Raw genomic sequence first — 16,552 nt, forward strand, 5'->3', positions numbered from 1 at the left:
TGTTGCTCTTCCAAAAATGTCTTACGTTGTCATTAACGAAATGACAACGTTGTCATTTCGCAATGCCTTCCCTAAGCAGGAAGGTTTCCGGGCAGTCCTGACCATCCATCGACGACCAGTTCCATCCACATGCATCGCGCATCAAGTAGCAAAGGAGCTCTATGGACGCCATCGTAAAGATGCTCGAAAAGCATCAGCCGTTCTTTGAGAAGATCTCGAGGAACATCTACCTCCAGGCTATTAAGGACGGATTCCTTGGGTGCATGCCCATCGTCCTCACCTCTTCGATTTTCCTGCTCATTGCCACCCTTCCCGGCGTAGTCGGCATCACGCTGCCCCAGCCGCTCACCGACTGGTGCAACAAGCTGTACAACTTCACCATGGGCGTCATGGGCATCATGGTTGCCGGCACCACTGCCAAGAACTTTACGGCTTCCATGAACCGTCGCATGCCCGCCGGCAAAGTGCTCAACGACGGCTCCACCATGGTGGCCGCCCAGTGCAGTATGCTTTTGCTCGCCGTTACGCAGTTCACCACCAAGTTCAACGGCTCCGAGCTTTCGGTCTTCGACTGCACCAGCATGGGCACGCGCGGTCTGTTCTCGGCCTATATCGCCGCGTTCATCACCGTGTGGGTCTACAAATTCTGCGTCTCGCGCGATTTGACCATTAAGCTGCCCAAGGAGGTCCCGGGCGCCATCGCTCAGAACTTCCGCGACATCATCCCCTTTGGCGGCGCCGTCATTATCTGCGGCATCATCGATGTCGTCGTGCGCAACCTCATGGGCGTTCCGTTCTCCGAGCTGCTCATCAAACTGCTCTCCCCGCTCTTCACTGCAGCAGAGACCTACCCCGGACTCATCCTTATTCAGGCAGCCACCGCGTTCTTCTGGTTCATCGGCGTCCACGGCCCCTCGATCGTCCAGCCGGGCATCGACCCCATCCGTCTTGCCAACCAGGCCGAGAACCTGCAGGTTCTGCTGGCCGGTGGTCACCCCGCCCACTCCCTCACCTTTAACATGTCGCTCGTGGGTGAGTTCGGCGGCACCGGCGCCACGTTCATCGTGCCGCTCCTGCTGATTCTCTTTATGAAGTCCAAGCAGCTCAAAGCCGTCGGTAAGGCCTCGATTGTTCCTGTTGCCTTTGCTGTCAACGAGCCGCTGCTCTTTGGCGCGCCGATGATCCTTAACCCCTACATGCTCATCCCCTTTGTTGCCGCCGGCTGCGTCAACGTGAGTGTTGCCAAGTTCTTTATCGACAATGTGGGCATGAACGGCTTCTCCTTCGTGGTGCCTTGGGCTACCCCTGCCCCCATCGGCATCTTCATCACCACGAACTTCCAGCTTATCGCCCTGGTATTTGTCGCGATCATCATCTTGCTGGACGCCATCATCTACCTGCCGTTCTTGAAGGCATACGATAAGCTGCTCTGCGACCAGGAGGCCGAGCGCGCCGCCGAGCTGGGTCTCGAGTCCGATGGTGCTGCCACCATCGCCGCCAGCACCTCTGCACCCGCCATCGAGCAGACCGCCGCTGCCGTCGAGCCGACCGCCGCTGCCGCCGACAGCAAGCCTGTCGCCGATCAGCCCGAGCCCGCCGCCGACGCATCCGCTAAGAAGGATGTCGACGGCCTGAAGGTCCTCGTCCTGTGCGCCGGCGCCGGCACCTCTGCCATGCTCGCCAACGCCATCAAGGAAGGTGCCGCACAGACCGGAGAGAACATCGCTTCCTCCGCAGGCGCCTATGGTCAGCACACTGCCATCATGGATCAGTACGACGTTATCGTGCTTGCCCCGCAGGTCCGTAGCTACTACAACGACATGAAGGCCGACACCGATCGTCTGGGCATTAAGCTGCTCGCCCCGCGCGGTAAGGAATATATCGACCTTACTCGTGACCCCGCTGGCGCCATCAAGTGGCTCCGCGAGAACCTCGACTAGGTTCCTCCCTCTGTTGGTGCCCGGATCCCCAGTTCGGGCACCCTCCCTATTCGTATCCCACAGAAAGGATGACTCATGACCAACCCCATGCAGTTCCCCGACGGCTTTGTGTTTGGCGGCGCCACCGCTGCTTACCAGGTTGAGGGCGAGACCCGTACGCACGGCAAGGGCAAAGTGCCCTGGGACGATTTCCTGGCAGCCCAGGGTCGCTTCTCCCCCGATCCCGCAAGCGATTTCTACAACAAGTACCCGGTCGATATCGACCTGTGCCAGCGCTTCGGCATCAACGGTATCCGCGTCTCCATCGCTTGGAGCCGCATCTTCCCCAACGGCACTGGCGAGATCAACCCCGAAGGTGTCGCCTTCTATCACGAGCTCTTTGCCACCTGCAACAATGCTGGCGTTATCCCCTATGTCACGCTCGATCACTTTGATACGCCCGAGGCCTTTTACCAGAACGGCGGCGAGGGCTTCCTGACGCGCACGACGATCGACGCCTTTGTCGAGTACGCCAAGTTCTGCTTTGCCGAGTTCACCGAGGTCAAGCACTGGTTCACGTTTAACGAGATTCCCGCGACCGCCGAGGGCAGCTTTATCGTCGGCAACTGGCCGCACGGCGAGAAGTATCGCCTGGACAAGGCTTTCCAGCTCATGCACAACATGATGGTGGCCCACGCCAAGGCTGTCGTCGCCTTCCATGAGGGCGGCTTTGAGGGCGAGATCGGCATTGTCCAGAACCTGGAGCCCAAGTATCCCCTCGATCCCAACAACGCCGCCGACTGCGAGGCAGCTCGCATGGCCGACGTCATCAACAACCGCTGGGTACTCGACGCCACTTTCCGCGGCCACTATGCAGCCGACACCATGGAGGCTGCGACCAAGCTGGCCCATATCGCCGGCGGCGAGCTCGACGTCCGCGACGAGGACATCGCCGCGCTGACCGCCGCGCTCCCCTACAACGATTGCCTGGGCGTCAACACCTACAAGTGCCAGTTCCTGCGTGCCGCCGAGGGCGAAAACGACATCAACCACAATGGCACCGGCGACAAGGGCTCCTCGCGCTGGTTCCTCAAGGGCGTGGGCGAGGCATGCGTGCGTGAAGGCGTTCCCACCACCGATTGGGACTGGATTATCTATCCCGAGGGCCTGTACGACCTGCTGCTGCGCATTAAGAACGATTACCCCAACTACAAGAAGATCTACATCACCGAGAACGGCATGGGCTATAAGGACGACTTCGAGGATGGCTTTATCGACGACGCCCCTCGCATCGACTACATGCGTCAGCATCTCGCGTGGATCCTCAAGGCAATCGACGGCGGCGTGAACGTCGACGGTTACTTTGTGTGGTCGCTGCAGGACCAGTTCTCCTGGACCAACGGCTATAACAAGCGCTATGGCCTGTTCTACATCGACTTTGAGACCCAGGAGCGCTATCCCAAGGCGAGCGCGTACTGGTACAAGAACGTCGCAGAGACCGGCCTGCTCATGGCCTAGTTTAAGCCGCGTACCCCCTGCCGGCCGCATACGAATCCCTCCACGGGTTCGCATGCGGCCTTTTTTGTTTTTGGTGAGCCCGTGCGGGCCGTTTATCTCGATCTGTAACATCTAGCAGGGATTTTCAATCCTAACTGTTATAGATTTAGACGAACGGGCGACCAGGGCTGAAAGATCTCAATCTGTAACACGTAGCCCACTTTTAACCGTCTAACTGTTACAGATCGAGACAATAAGATAGTCAAATCCGAACTTTCCAAGCAGTTATAAAGCATGGTTTCTAGTTTTCGGTATCACGAACATACTTTCGGTATCATTTAATGATATTATGATATCGAAAATATGTTCGTGATACCGAAAGGAGCCGCATGCGCCAGTTCGATTACACCACAGTCCCAGCGGAACTCGAAGCAACTCCAATCACCAACCTCCTCCTCTCGATACGCGAGCATAAAGGCCGTCAGCTTGCTCTGAGTCAAGTCAAACCCGAGCTTCTATCGTCCCTAATGGAGGAGGCTAAGATCCAAAGCACCCGGTCCTCCAACGGACTTGAAGGAATTGTTACCACCCAAAAAAGACTCAAAGCGATCATGGCGTATTCCGCCAAGCCAAGCTCCCGCGCAGAGGAAGAAATTGCTGGATACCGAGATGTGCTGTCGCTTATTCACGAGCAACACGATTCCATTCCCGTAACGCCATCGGTCATTCTGCAGTTGCATCGTGACCTCATGGCGCACACGGCAATCTCGTATGGAGGCCATTGGAAAGATAGCGATAACGAAATCGTCTCCATTGACGATCAAGGAAATCGATTTGTGCGCTTTAGGCCCCCTTCGGCCCTAGCAACCCCGGGACTTATTAAAGAAGCCTGCCAGTCCCTCAACGATGCTTTATCTCGCCAAGTTTGCGATCCCCTCCTTATATCGCTCCGCTTTATCTTCGATTTTGTTAGCATTCATCCCTTCAACGATGGCAATGGCAGGATGAGCCGGCTCCTTACAACGCTGCTGCTCGAAAAGACTGGATACGACGTTGCGCGTTACATCAGCATCGAACGACTTATTGAAGACAACAAAGCGCTTTACTACAACGCTCTCGCTGCAAGCTCCACTGGATGGAATGAAAATCAAAACACCGAAGTACCCTTTATCCGTTTCATGCTCGGAACAACCCTGGCCGCCTACCGACAGCTCGAGCAGCGTACCTTAATTGAATCAAGCACTCGTCCCATGTCGAAGCAAGCGCGCATCGCCGTTCTATTTCAACAGAGACCCGGCGTCATTAAGAAATCCGACATCCGATCCAACTGCCCCGATATCAGCGAGGTCACCGTTAAACGAACCCTCGGTCAGCTTGTTAGTTGCAGCGCAATCGAAAAAACAGGAGCGGGTCGTTCGACAGGCTACATACTCAAAGACGTCCATGCTCTAGAACTATTCTTGCAATCCACAATACCCGATAGCGAGGCCGCAATAACAAAAGAGGCTCCAAAGGATAAGCTCCTTGAACGTATAAACCACGCCGAGGATGAAAGCAAAGAGGGGCTCTATGAAGACTATGATTCATTCTCAAGGGACATAAAGACGAAATACGGAGTCTAGTCATATCTCAGAATAGCCTCATCCTTGTTGCTCAAAGTTATTTGCGCGTCATTGTAAAGCGGTACCCCCGCGCCGGCAGGGGGGTGTTCCTATAGTTTTGTCAACTGGGCAATGCTGTTTTCGAGATTGAATCGCGACATGCTAACGCCAGGCCTTTCGGCCGATGGGCTCCAATCTGTTCGGAGCGCTTCGACTAGGCGGCGTAGGGCACCCTGTCCCGCATGATCGCGTAGATGACCTTCAGCCTCTTTCGTGCCAGCGCCTTGAGCGCCTTGCCGTGCGGCATGCCCCGCTCTCGGCACCTAGCGTAGTAATCGCCCCATCTTCCCTCTGTCCGGGTAAGGCAGTTGCACGAGAATATGAGCAGGTTCTTCAGCCTCTTGTTGCCTTGGCGCGATGCCGTCACCGAGGAGATCGAGGTCCCCGACTGGCGGTTGCGCGGCGCCAGGCCGCAGTACGACGCGAGCCTGTCGTGGCTTGGGAAGTCTTCGATATCTATGGAGATCGCGAGCTCGGAAGCGGTTTTGGGGCCGATCCCCGGCACCGTCAGGAGGCATCGGTAGGTATCGTCGCCCTCGAGGAGGGCGGATATCTCCGCCGTGATCACATCGATCTCCGCCGAGTTCTCGGAGATCCTGCGCGCGAGCAGCCTCACCGCCCGGTCCTCGGCGGCGATGGCCGCCGCGTCCGGCCTTGTCGAGGAGGCCGTCGAGCGGACGAGGGCCTCGATCTTGCCGCGCGCCGCCCCGCGCGTGAGCGCCGCCGCCCTGCGGGGCCCGGCGTCGGCCACCGACCAGGCCCCGCCGAGGGATGCCATGAGCCTCAGCTGGGGACCGTCGGACAGGTCGACCAACGCCTCGAAGGCGGGGCACGATTCCAGCAGGATGCTGCGCAGCCGGTTCTTGCTCCTGGTGTTTTCGCAGGTCAGGAAGTTTCTCTGGGCGGCCAGCGCCCTCGCCGCCGCGACCGTCGGGCCCGGATCCCCGACCGGCAGGAGTGCGTCGGGGATGCCCAGCGCCGTCTTCGCGATGACCATTGCGTCCCGCTCGTCGGTCTTGGCGTCGCCGGCGAAGAGCCTGGCGGCCCCGTGTGCCGCGAGTCCCGGCAGGTACGCCGCCGACATCCCGGCCGCCTTGGCGCGGGCGAGCGCGAGGGCGCCTATGTTGCGCGACTGGTCGACGACCACGAGCGCGTCGGGGAAGCGGCCGAACAGCGAGTCCAGATCGCCCTCCCTGTTCGCGACGGGGGCGCTCAGCAGTATCTCGCCGTCCCGGGTCGCGACGCATGCCCAATGGGACAATTTCCCGACATCGAGCCCGATGACGGCTTCCGGCATTCTAGGTGGTGCCACGGTGTTATCCTCCAATCGGTAGGCCGATCGGAACCCCTCCCTGCGACACCCACATTACCTGGCCGTGGCGCTTGCGCCCGGCAGTTTCCTATCAGTCGTCCGGAGCGGCGAGCGCCCCCGGTGGCAACACCCCCCGGGCCCTCTACGGGGCAGGGGCAGACGGCCATCCGGAGGCGCCCGATCGGCGGCCCCTCGGGGCTTGCCCGTATCGTAGGCAATGCGCCGAATGCTCGCCATCGAAATTTATCGGTGGCCCACTTCAGACTGTAATGGGCAGATGTATCGCCTGCCGATCCTGCTGGAGTCGGCAATCAGATAGCGCGTATCGGCCTTGCTAAAGGCGAGCTGCTGGATGCGGCCCTCGTCCATGTTGGACGTGGACACGTCGCCGTCCAGAATGCCGTTGGCACCGATAAACGCCGTGTCAATCCCTAGTGCGCGCAGGGCATCCTCGGCCATGGGGCCCACAAAGGCGGCGGTGCGGCGGCGGTACATGCCGCCCACCAGGCACAGCTCGCAATCCTCGCGCGCCTCGAGCAGGCTAAAGGCCGAAAGCGAATTGGTCACATAGATGAAAGGCAGCTTGTCGGTGACTCGGAGAGCGCCAATGCGACCTCACGACGGTTGCGCTCATTGTCTCAATTAGATACTCAACGAAATACGGCCCCGCAGCTCAATAAGCTGCAGGGCCGTACTATACACCGACGAATCAACGACGGAGTGCATCCACTATTTGGCCAGCTCCTGAACGATCCAGTCAATTGCACCTTCGGGATCGTTGGTAAGGTCGATATACTCCTTGCCCCTTGTGGTGAGCAGTTTAATTCCAAGGCGATCGGTATCGGCCTTCATAGCGTCATAGTACATGCGTGCCTGGGGTGCCAGAACAATCACGTTGTACTGATCCATCGTCTCATAGTGGCTTCCGTACGCACCGGACTGAGAAACCAGATCGATACCCTTAGCAGCGGCACCTTCGCGAAGAGCATTTGCCAAGAGAGTCGAAGTGCCGGCACCCTGGCAAAGCACAAGCACGCGGATCTGCTCCGCCTTGTCCTTTACCGCCTCGAGAGCTTTTGCGACATTTTCCTGTGCGGCAATAGCATCTGCATCCGAGGTTCCTGCAGTCTCCTTTGCAGACTCTTCCAAACAAAGCTGATGGTCATACGCCTTGCAGAACGGATAGTAAATCACAAAGTCAACGACCAACAGCACTGCCATCAATACGAGAGAACGCAGATCGAGACCCGTGGTGAGGAATGCACCGATTGGGCCGGGAAGCGCCCACGGCATGGTATACATGGGGGCGTTCATTCCAATGACGTCAATGAAAAATTTACCGATAATGGCGTTGACCATAGGAGCCACTAGGAAGGGCACGAACATATAGGGATTGAGAACAATCGGCATACCGAAGATAACGGGCTCGTTAACTCCAAAAATCACCGGGATAATCGATGCCTTGCCCATGGCTTTAAGCTGCTTGGAGCGCATAAACATGATCAGGATAATAGGAACGATGAACGTGCAGCCAGAACCGCCCAGACCGCCGATGAAGCTTGTAAAGTCCTGCGTGAGAGCAATTGACGGGCGTCCACCTGCTTGGAAAACCTCAAGATTGGTAACGGTATTGCCGTAGAGCGCAGCATTGATCGGACTCATGACAACCGAAGCACCGTGGATACCCATAAATTGGAAAAGTGCGACCGCGCCTTCGATAAGCGCCATGCCAGGATAGGTGTCAACCGCGGAGAACAGCGGCGAGATGAGAGCGGATACCAAATTGGCGAACGGCACAGCAAGCAGCTTGCGGCTCGCAAGATCGATAAAAGCGCACGCAAGGATCGAAAACCCAAATGCAAAGATATCGCGAAAACTCTGCGCAATAGAGCCAGGGACCTCTTTGGGGAGCTTGATCGTCACATTATGGCTAATGCACACCTTATAGATATTAACGGTCAAGAATGCGGCTACGAACGCAGCGAGAAAACCCTTAGTTCCCATATAGCCGGTTTCAAAAACAGATGTATCTGCTCCGCCAATCGAGACAACATCGTTCGTCACCGATAGCAAGAGCATGCCGCACATGGCACAAACCATGCACGAGGTGGGGTTGAGAGATTTACCCGAAGGCATGCGACGGTTCATCGACATGGCAAGTGAGCTCGCCGTGGTGCCGGCCACCATAATGCCAAGAAGTCCCATGGTATATGCATAGATTTTATTGAAGAAATCCAGCACCTCAGACGGAAGCGTGATGCCTACATAGGCAGGGAGCGTCGAAAGAAGAAGGAACAGGCTCGAGAACAGCACAATTGGCATATTCGAGAGAAAGCCATCCTTAATCGCCACCAGATAAATGTTCCTCGAGATTTTGTCGAAGAGAGGCTGGTGTTTTTCAAGGAATTTGACGATAGCGTCCATAACACATCCTTTCATGATTCCCGGGCACACAACGATTTATCCGGACTCAACCGTCGTCGTCCCCGTTTGTATCCACTTATGTAAGTGAATACGTTCTTGTGCGAAATGTAATATCATTTGCGCGATTTGTCATAACCAATTCTTTTTCCGCTTTGTCGATATGTCAAGAATTCAAATACTTATTCGGTGAACGGTAGTTGATTAATATAAGGTTTTCCCAGCTAAAGGCTATTTTTTCCGAGCAGTACAATAAGCTTGCAACCGTTCACCGATTGGATATAACATATTGAATATATTGTTGTAACAATATTAGAGACAATGTCACAAGCCTGTCGTTCTAGTCAAAGGAAGTAACAATGCCCAAACGATTACTGAACATGTCCGCATCCGATTTTGCCGCCACGTCACCCATGGATCTAAAGCAGGCAATTCTGGCTTCCGAGGGACGTACCATCATGGCGGAAAACGTACCCTCTTCCCAATTTCTCGGCGGCGTTACTAATGCAGAAATCGAACGTGCCGCAGGTGCCGACCTGCTTCTGTTTAACGCGCTCGATGTGTTCGATCCAGTTATTGCCGGTATTCCAGATGATCTCAATGAAAACCCGGTCACTTGGGTGAAGCGAGCATGCGGAAGGCCCATTGGCGTCAATCTGGAGCCAGTTGATAACGAGGCAGAGATGTCTGAATCCCGTACGGAAATCCCCATGGGTCGTCGCGTCTCTCCCAAAACCTTAGAAAAGGCTAACGAACTCGGATTTGATTTTATCTGCCTGACGGGCAACCCTGGAACCGGCGTCTCCAACGATGCAATCGCCCATTCGATTAAACTCTCCAAAGAGCATTTCAATGGCCTGGTCATAGCCGGAAAAATGCATGGAGCGGGCGTTGCGGAACCTGTCATGACGCTCGAAATTGCGCGCAAGTTTGTTGACCTCGGCGTCGATATCCTTCTCGTGCCAGCCCCCTACACCGTCCCTTGCTTCCAAGAAGCAGACCTGCGCGCCATCGTAGACTTTGTACGATCCCACAACGTAGGCAAGTCAATTGAAGAGAAGGTTCTCGTCATGGCGGCGAACGGGACGAGTCAAGACTCCTGCGACAGCGAGACCATTAAGAAAATAGGCCTTGCAGCAAAAGCAGCCGGCGCTGACCTCCAACATATCGGGGACTCCATGAACGGTATTTGCCTGCCCCAGAATATCTTCACGCTCGGACAAGCCCTTCGTGGATACAGGCATCAGATCGTCATGCTGAGCCGCTCTGTGATACGTTAAGGTTACCTTGCCCACGTTACATCCCGACTGAGGCAACCATCAGGTATAACCAACATGCAAACTGAGGCTCTAATGCTCGATACACACGAAAAACGGCCACTCTATTTACAGCTCACCGACGCGCTGCTCAAGCAGATCGTCGATGAATATCAAGCAGACGATAAACTTCCAACAGAAATGGAACTCTGCGACGAATACGCCGTAAGCAGAACAACCGTCCGACTTGCCATGAGTGAGCTGGAGCGTCGTGGAAGTATCTATCGAATCCAAGGTAAGGGGTCGTTTGTTGCACCGAAACGCGTTAGCGAGCTCAATTCACTTTTAGACTTTGACTTTGCAAGCCATTGCGATGGCGTTGATCCAGATGCCATTACCAAACATTTCGGCGGCCTCACATCAGGTCGTCCAATTTCCGTAATGATGCTCCAGCAATTTGGATGTCAAAGTCGCGATGAAATTCAGCGTCTTGAATTGACCTACGAACTTGAAGGTAGCTTCATAGGCGCTGATACGTTCTTCATTTCAAAGTCGCGCGTTCCGAATAACCAGTTAGATTTTCAGGCATTTAGCAGAATCATGGACGACTTGTCCAAGTCTATCCAATCTGTTAGGGAAAGCTATAGAGCACGTCAGCTTAGCGATTCCGAAGCCAGAAATTATGGTGTTGCAAAACTTCCGGTCATCGAACTGACTCATTATGCTTACGACTCCGGAGGCAAACTAATCTCAATTGTCTGCCGCACCGTCTTAACTGGGCGAATCCCTTATCAAAACTTTATTTTCAAGTCCTAATGTTCTTTTTCTTTTGTCTCGATCTGTAACACGTAGCCGAGTTTTTAAGTCCTAACCGTTACAGATCGAGACAAACAAGGTAGACCCCGCCGAATTGTCTCAATCTGTAACACTAAGACCGGTTTTGGACGTCTAGATGTTACAGATTGAGGCGATTTGATAGTGGAGTCCTCATTTGCGCGTCATATCGCGTAGCGCTGACGCGCTGGTTTCCACAATGACAGGAGGTAAAAGTCCTCCCGCATCGCCCGTTGGCAATCCCGTAGCGCTAGCTAGCAAATGACCTGCGTATGCTCCTCGATGGCGGCACGATCTTCGGCGGCGATGCCCGGCTCGCACACCACGGCGTCCAGGCTGTCCAGACGGCAGAAGGTGTAGAAGTCGCGCTTGCCAATCTTGCTGGAGTCGGCGATGAGGTAGCGCGAGTCGGCCTTGCTAAAGGCGAGCTGCTGGATGCGGCCCTCTTCCATGTTAGACGTAGACACGTCGCCGTCCAAAATGCCGTTTGCGCCGATAAAGGCTGCGTCGATCCCCAGTGCGCGCAAGGTGTCCTCGGCCGTGGGGCCCACAAAAGCGGCAGTGCGGCGGCGGTACACGCCGCCCACCAGGCACAGTTCGCAGTATTCGCGCGCCTCGAGCAGGTTAAACACCGAAAGCGAATTGGTCACAATGCGCAGGCGAAACGCCGGCAGCATCGAGGCCATCTGCTCAACCGTGGTGCCCGTGCCCAAAAAGATGGTCGAGCCTTCCTCGATAAGCTCCACAGAACGGCGCGCAATCTGCAACTTTTCCTCGGCATGCTTTGTGCGCTTTTCGCTGTGCGAATACTCATGGCGCAGCATAGCGTGTGGACGGCTCTGCGCACTGCGGGCTCCGCCGTGCACGCGCTCGATCTCGCCCAGGCTCGCAAGTTCCTCAAGGTCACGGCGGATCGTCATATCCGAGACACCTAACGCATCCGAAATCTCCTTGACCGAGACCGTTCCCTGTTCCTCGAGCAGCTGCCGGACCTTATCCTGTCGCTCCGCTTTAATCACGATGAGTCCTCGCTGTTCCACGCTCACGTCATTTAAACAATAACGAACAAATTGTATCAGACTCGCGCGCGTCAGAAATGAACGCCCGCACAGCTCCAATCATCACTTTTTTGAGAAAAATATCCCCTGCTTTAGTGGGGTGTAGTGATAATCTCGCCTGTTCGCGCTACAGTTTGTCGGAAATACCTCGATGTTAGGAACCAAATGATCACTTCCGAGCTTTTCGGCACCGCGCCGTGCGGTACCCCCGTTCATCGTTACACCCTCAACGGGCCCGAGATCTGCGTTCGCATTATGGACTATGGTGCCACCGTGTTGGGCATCGACGTGCCCGACATTCCCGGCAACGTGCGCGATGTGGTGCTGGGCTTCGATAAGCTCGAGGATTACTTTGACAACCCCGCCTGCTTTGGCGCGACCATCGGCCCCGTGGCAAACCGCACCGCGGGCGCCACGATCACCATCGACGGTACGGACTGGCATATGCCGGCCAACGAGGGCACCAACAACCTGCACAGCGATCTTGAGCACGGTCTGCATAAACGCGTGTGGGATGTTGAGCTCGACGAAGTCCACAATGCCGCGCGCATGACCACCTCGCTTGAGGATGGCGAACTGGGCCTGCCCGGCAACCGCACCTTTACGGCCGTGTTTACCGTTACACGCACCGGCGTCTTTCGCATCGAGTATGGCTGCGAGAGCGACCGCGCCACCTACGTGTCCATGACCAACCACACGTACTTTAACCTTGCTGGCCATAACGCCGGCATGGACTGCGAACATTTCTTTGTCGCCAACGCCGCCCACTACCTGCCCATCAACGAGCAGAACATTCCCACCGGCGAAATTGCTCCGGTCGAGGGCACGCCGTTTGACTTCCGCGAGCTGCGCCCCGTCGCTCCTGGCATGGAAGCCGACGACCCGCAGATTAAGCAGGCCCGTGGCTACGATCACTGCCTGTGCATCGATGGCTATCAGTACGGTCGCAACCTGCGCCGCGCCCTGCATGTCGAGGAGATGTGGACCGGTCGCGAGCTGGACTACTACACCACCGCACCGGGCGTGCAGCTCTACACCGGCAACTGGCTGGGCGACGAGCACGCCAAGGACGATGCTAACTATGGCTGGGGCGCCGGCTTTGCCCTCGAGGCAGAGATGTACCCCGACACGCCGCACCAGCCGCTGTTCCCGCAGGGCATTGTGGGCCCGGGTCACCCCTACAGCAATGTGATCGAGTACCACTTTATGAGGCACTAGGCCCACAACGCGACATATTGCACAGCAACGCCCGCCGGCACCACCGCCGACGGGCGTTTTTTCATCTTTTGGGCTCAATTTCGCTGTGACTGTATGAGTGACATATCAAAACTATGCCCATTTACTACGTTTAGCCCGGGATGCTCGACCATGCACCGGTTTTTGCTAAATTCGCGAGCCGCCTACCTGCGGTTTTGTTTTTCTCAAATTCGACATGGGTGGCGCGCGCAGACGTGGTGTAAGAGCGTCCTGAGGTCCGTCGCTGCAAGTCCCGATATTACTCCTTCTTGAGACCGCGCCTCTCGACTATCTCGTCCACTATCTCCCTGGCGCGCCGCCCGAGCGCGCGGCGCCTCCCCTCCGTCGGGGCCGGCCTGTCCGCGGGCTCGGCGAAGCCCTCGGCGGCCGAGGCCTCGGAGAACACGCGCTGCTGGGACCACTGTCCCTCGGTCTCCATGAGGCTCGCGCACGTCAGGCGCAGCATCGACTCCCTCGAGGGGAAGGACTGCACGACCCTGTAGCGGCGCTTGATCTCGCGGTTGGCGCGCTCCTGGACGTTGTTGGTGCGGAGCTTGGCCCAGTGCGCCCTGGGGAAGGCCGTGAACGCCAGCGCGGAGTCCTCGGCCTGCTCGAAGACCTCGCCGGCCCTGGCGGACACCGACGCCACCCAGGGCGCCGCCTCGGCCCACACGCAGCGCGCGAGGTCGGGGTCGTCCTGGTAGACCGCGGCGTGCACGAGGTCCCTGACGGCCGCCTTGGAGTCCTCGGGCCTGCCCGAGCAGGCGCTCTGGAGGTTGCGCTGCAGGTGCGTCACGCAGCGCTGCCAGGCGCAGCCCTGGAACAGGCGCGAGACGGCGGCCACGAGCCCGGCGTGGCTGTCGGAGACCACGAGGCGAACGCCGGCCAGCCCGCGCTCGCGCAGCCCGCCGAGGAATGCCGCCCAGGAGTCCTCGCTCTCGGTGTCGACCACGTCGCAGCCCAGGAAGTGCTTGCGCCCGTCGGCGCCCAGCCCGATCGCGGTCACGACGCCCTGCGAGACGACCGACGAGCCGACCCTGCAGCTCATGTAGGTGGCGTCGAGCCACAGGTAGCAGCACGGCGTGCCCGACAGGTCGCGGCGGCGGAACTCCGCCACCTCGGCGTCGAGGTCGGAGCAGAGGCTCGAGACCTCCGAGCTCGACAGCGAGGATATGCCCAGCCTGGACGCCACGCGCTCGACCTTGCGGGTGGATACGCCGCACACGTACATCTCCTGCACGATGGCGGCCACCGAGGTGTCGACGCGCGACCATCGCGCGAGCATGCCCTCGGGGTAGTAGGTGCCGTGCCTGAGCTTGGGTATCTCGAGCTCCACGTCGCCCACGGCGGTCTTGAGCGACCTGGGGCGGTAGCCGTTGCGGCTGTTCTCCCTGCCGTCGCTGCGCTCGTTGCGGCTCGCGCCGCACATCTGCTGGGCCTCGGAGTCCATCAGCGCGTTCATCACGCCGCCCAGCACCCTGCACGCGAACTCGCGCGCGTCGCCGCACTCCTGCCAAAGCCTCGCCGCCTCGAGGGCCTCGTCGCGGCCGAGGCGCAGTACACTCTCTTCTTGGGGCATCGCCTTTCCTTCCATTCGTCACCTTCATTACTCCAACGACGAATTCTAGGCGGTGTCCCCTCCCTTTCAAGAAAGGGCGGAGGCGGGGCATGCCCCGCCTCTTACACCACATCTCTGTGCGCTACCTCGACATGCTCGGCGATAGCCGATCAAACGTAGTAAATGGGCATTGTTTTTGACAGGCAGCATCGCACGCGTCCCTCGCAAGGGCAAAATGATTCGTTTTTCTCCGTCCCCAAGGGATCAGTTGAACAGATTGCCGATGGGGTCGGGATTGGAGCTGGGGAGATAGCGGATTTCTAGTTCTATGCCGAGCTTTTGCAGCTCTTTGAAGGCGGCGACATCTTCGCCGTCTACGGCGACTGCGGGCGTTATGGGGTGCTTGCCCTCCCCTGCCTGCATATGGCCAATGCTGATCTTGGTGATCGGCACGCCACCCTTAACCAGCGCGAGTGCATCGGCGGGTGAGGCCACCATGATCAGAATCAATTGGCGCGGCGTTGCGGTATGAATGATGTCGATGGCCCTTTGCACCGAGAAAAACCGTGTCCACACGCCCTCGGGCACCGCGACCCTCATAGGCGCCCACTTGCGCGAATCCGCCGCAATCTCGTCGTTAACGATCAGGACGAGGTTGGAACCAACCGCCTCATTCCACAGCTCAACGTCTTGCCCGTAAATAAACCGATCATCGATGCGCGTGAGAAGAATCTTGGGTTGAATCATCACTGCCCCATTCTGCTTGAGACCCGTAAGAGCAAGACATCACGTCTCCAATATTAGTGCATTTAAAGTGAGAAAAGCCGTCAGAACACTTGCGCGGATGTGCGATGTCCCGTATCATAGACAGCCGTTGACGCCTCAGTTGCGTCACCACATGGCCGCCAGCGTAGCTCAGTTGGTAGAGCACCGCTCTCGTAAAGCGGGGGTCACCGGTTCGAGCCCGGTCGCTGGCTCCATTGCACAAGATAGCCGCCTTCGGGCGGCTTTTTTGTTACCGATTTCAGGCGCACATCCGCCGGAATTCGCCCACTCGGTGGACTTCGGGTTTAATGCTTAGGGGCGGGGATCTACCAAAGTGAAATTTTAATGAAAAGAAACCCAGCTGCAACAATTGCCATGGCGATGGCTCGAATTGGCCATATAGATCTAAAATAGTCATGATACCTTCTCTTTTGCTGGAACGATATATCTATACAAGGTTGTGAGCGGAAAACAAAAATACGTCGATTGCTATCCGACAAACGGGTCTGGAATTGCATTCACCGGCATTTCGGGGCAGATTGATACACATGTACGAAAGGGAACCTATGTGGTGCGTTGGGTTGGAGCTGCTGCAGGCCCGATATGGATTGCGGTCTTGCGCCCCGATGTCCAAATAGGTTTCTCTCTCTAGACGGGAAGTTGCTCATGGACGCCATATATGACGGAGACGACTGGGTCGATCATTATACTTGGCGCCTGGTCGGCTCGGATGACAATGGGGATGTGGTGTTTGATGGGCTATGTCCAAAGCATCTCCATCCTTTTGTCTCGTCGTTAATTGAGAGTTCCGCTCGTGTTGCCCCCTACAGCTCGGCATCGCTTCATGATACGGACGTTTTGAAGACCATAAGGGAGTCAATTGACGATGGCACGATGAGCGGCCCGCTGTTTTCTCGGCTTGTGGGGCTAGATGAGATTGGCTCGAAACGACTGCTTGCGGGCGAAAAGGTGGAACTCACTTATCGGTCGATGATTTCAATCCTGCGGCTAGCCGATGTTCTTCGCAAATAAATC

At 57.0% G+C, this 16,552-nt stretch carries 13 protein-coding genes and 1 tRNA gene; 8 read left to right on the forward strand and 6 right to left on the reverse strand.

Annotated features, from left to right (window positions below; genetic code table 11):
• The first annotated feature begins 161 nt into the window (after nucleotides 1–161).
• From GXM19_RS06375 to GXM19_RS06385, 3 genes are all read left to right on the forward strand, one after another.
• A complete protein-coding gene (locus tag GXM19_RS06375) occupies nucleotides 162–1,940 on the forward strand; it encodes a PTS lactose transporter subunit IIBC (RefSeq protein ID WP_006234819.1) in 1,779 nt (592 codons plus the stop codon).
• A gap of 75 nt (nucleotides 1,941–2,015) precedes the next feature.
• Nucleotides 2,016–3,437: a 6-phospho-beta-galactosidase gene (lacG, locus tag GXM19_RS06380; RefSeq protein WP_006234818.1), complete on the forward strand. Its 1,422-nt coding sequence runs from the start codon at nucleotides 2,016–2,018 to the stop codon at nucleotides 3,435–3,437.
• Nucleotides 3,438–3,805: 368 nt separating this feature from the next.
• On the forward strand, nucleotides 3,806–5,038 hold the full coding sequence (locus GXM19_RS06385; RefSeq protein WP_006234817.1) for a Fic family protein: 1,233 nt from the start codon (nucleotides 3,806–3,808) through the stop codon (nucleotides 5,036–5,038).
• A 193-nt stretch (nucleotides 5,039–5,231) separates the two neighbouring features.
• Here GXM19_RS06385 and GXM19_RS06390 read toward each other — a convergent pair whose 3' ends face one another.
• From GXM19_RS06390 to GXM19_RS06400, 3 genes are all read right to left on the reverse strand, one after another.
• Entirely contained in the window at nucleotides 5,232–6,389 is a 1,158-nt protein-coding gene (locus GXM19_RS06390; RefSeq protein WP_225093533.1) for an IS110 family RNA-guided transposase, read from the reverse strand.
• A gap of 243 nt (nucleotides 6,390–6,632) precedes the next feature.
• Nucleotides 6,633–6,998 carry a sugar phosphate isomerase family gene (locus GXM19_RS06395; protein ID WP_305954500.1) on the reverse strand — a complete coding sequence of 122 codons (366 nt, stop codon included), beginning with the start codon at nucleotides 6,996–6,998 and terminating at the stop codon, nucleotides 6,633–6,635.
• 120 nt (nucleotides 6,999–7,118) lie between these two features.
• Nucleotides 7,119–8,813, reverse strand: a complete 1,695-nt coding sequence (locus tag GXM19_RS06400; RefSeq protein WP_006234815.1) for a PTS lactose transporter subunit IIBC — start codon at nucleotides 8,811–8,813, stop codon at nucleotides 7,119–7,121.
• Between the two features lie 356 nt (nucleotides 8,814–9,169).
• Here GXM19_RS06400 and GXM19_RS06405 point away from each other — a divergent pair, with 356 nt between their 5' ends.
• Both GXM19_RS06405 and GXM19_RS06410 read left to right on the forward strand, forming a co-directional pair.
• Nucleotides 9,170–10,090 carry a DUF7916 family protein gene (locus tag GXM19_RS06405; RefSeq protein WP_022094155.1) on the forward strand — a complete coding sequence of 307 codons (921 nt, stop codon included), beginning with the start codon at nucleotides 9,170–9,172 and terminating at the stop codon, nucleotides 10,088–10,090.
• Nucleotides 10,091–10,162: 72 nt separating this feature from the next.
• Nucleotides 10,163–10,882, forward strand: coding sequence for a GntR family transcriptional regulator (locus GXM19_RS06410; RefSeq protein WP_162010711.1), 720 nt, complete (start codon nucleotides 10,163–10,165; stop codon nucleotides 10,880–10,882).
• A 272-nt stretch (nucleotides 10,883–11,154) separates the two neighbouring features.
• On the opposite strand, the gene GXM19_RS06415 is transcribed toward GXM19_RS06410, so the two are convergent.
• A complete protein-coding gene (locus tag GXM19_RS06415) occupies nucleotides 11,155–11,919 on the reverse strand; it encodes a DeoR/GlpR family DNA-binding transcription regulator (protein ID WP_040358935.1) in 765 nt (254 codons plus the stop codon).
• A gap of 204 nt (nucleotides 11,920–12,123) precedes the next feature.
• Here GXM19_RS06415 and GXM19_RS06420 point away from each other — a divergent pair, with 204 nt between their 5' ends.
• The gene (locus GXM19_RS06420; protein ID WP_006234811.1) at nucleotides 12,124–13,176 is read left to right on the forward strand and encodes an aldose epimerase family protein; all 1,053 of its coding nucleotides are present in this window, start codon (nucleotides 12,124–12,126) and stop codon (nucleotides 13,174–13,176) included.
• 277 nt (nucleotides 13,177–13,453) lie between these two features.
• On the opposite strand, the gene GXM19_RS06425 is transcribed toward GXM19_RS06420, so the two are convergent.
• Nucleotides 13,454–14,788 (reverse strand): IS256 family transposase, encoded by a 1,335-nt coding sequence (locus GXM19_RS06425; RefSeq protein ID WP_006235436.1) that lies wholly within the window; start codon nucleotides 14,786–14,788, stop codon nucleotides 13,454–13,456.
• A 228-nt stretch (nucleotides 14,789–15,016) separates the two neighbouring features.
• Complete coding sequence (locus GXM19_RS06430; RefSeq protein ID WP_006236279.1) at nucleotides 15,017–15,499, reverse strand: PTS sugar transporter subunit IIB; 483 nt, start codon at nucleotides 15,497–15,499, stop codon at nucleotides 15,017–15,019.
• 157 nt (nucleotides 15,500–15,656) lie between these two features.
• Between GXM19_RS06430 and GXM19_RS06435 the strand changes: the two genes are divergently transcribed.
• Together GXM19_RS06435 and GXM19_RS06440 are read left to right on the forward strand one after the other, a co-directional pair.
• Nucleotides 15,657–15,732: transfer RNA gene (locus GXM19_RS06435), tRNA-Thr, on the forward strand.
• Nucleotides 15,733–16,183: 451 nt separating this feature from the next.
• Nucleotides 16,184–16,549, forward strand: coding sequence for a hypothetical protein (locus GXM19_RS06440; protein ID WP_006236278.1), 366 nt, complete (start codon nucleotides 16,184–16,186; stop codon nucleotides 16,547–16,549).
• Nucleotides 16,550–16,552 lie beyond the last annotated feature (3 nt).

The organism is Collinsella aerofaciens ATCC 25986 (genome assembly GCF_010509075.1).
GTDB classification, from domain to species: domain Bacteria; phylum Actinomycetota; class Coriobacteriia; order Coriobacteriales; family Coriobacteriaceae; genus Collinsella; species Collinsella aerofaciens.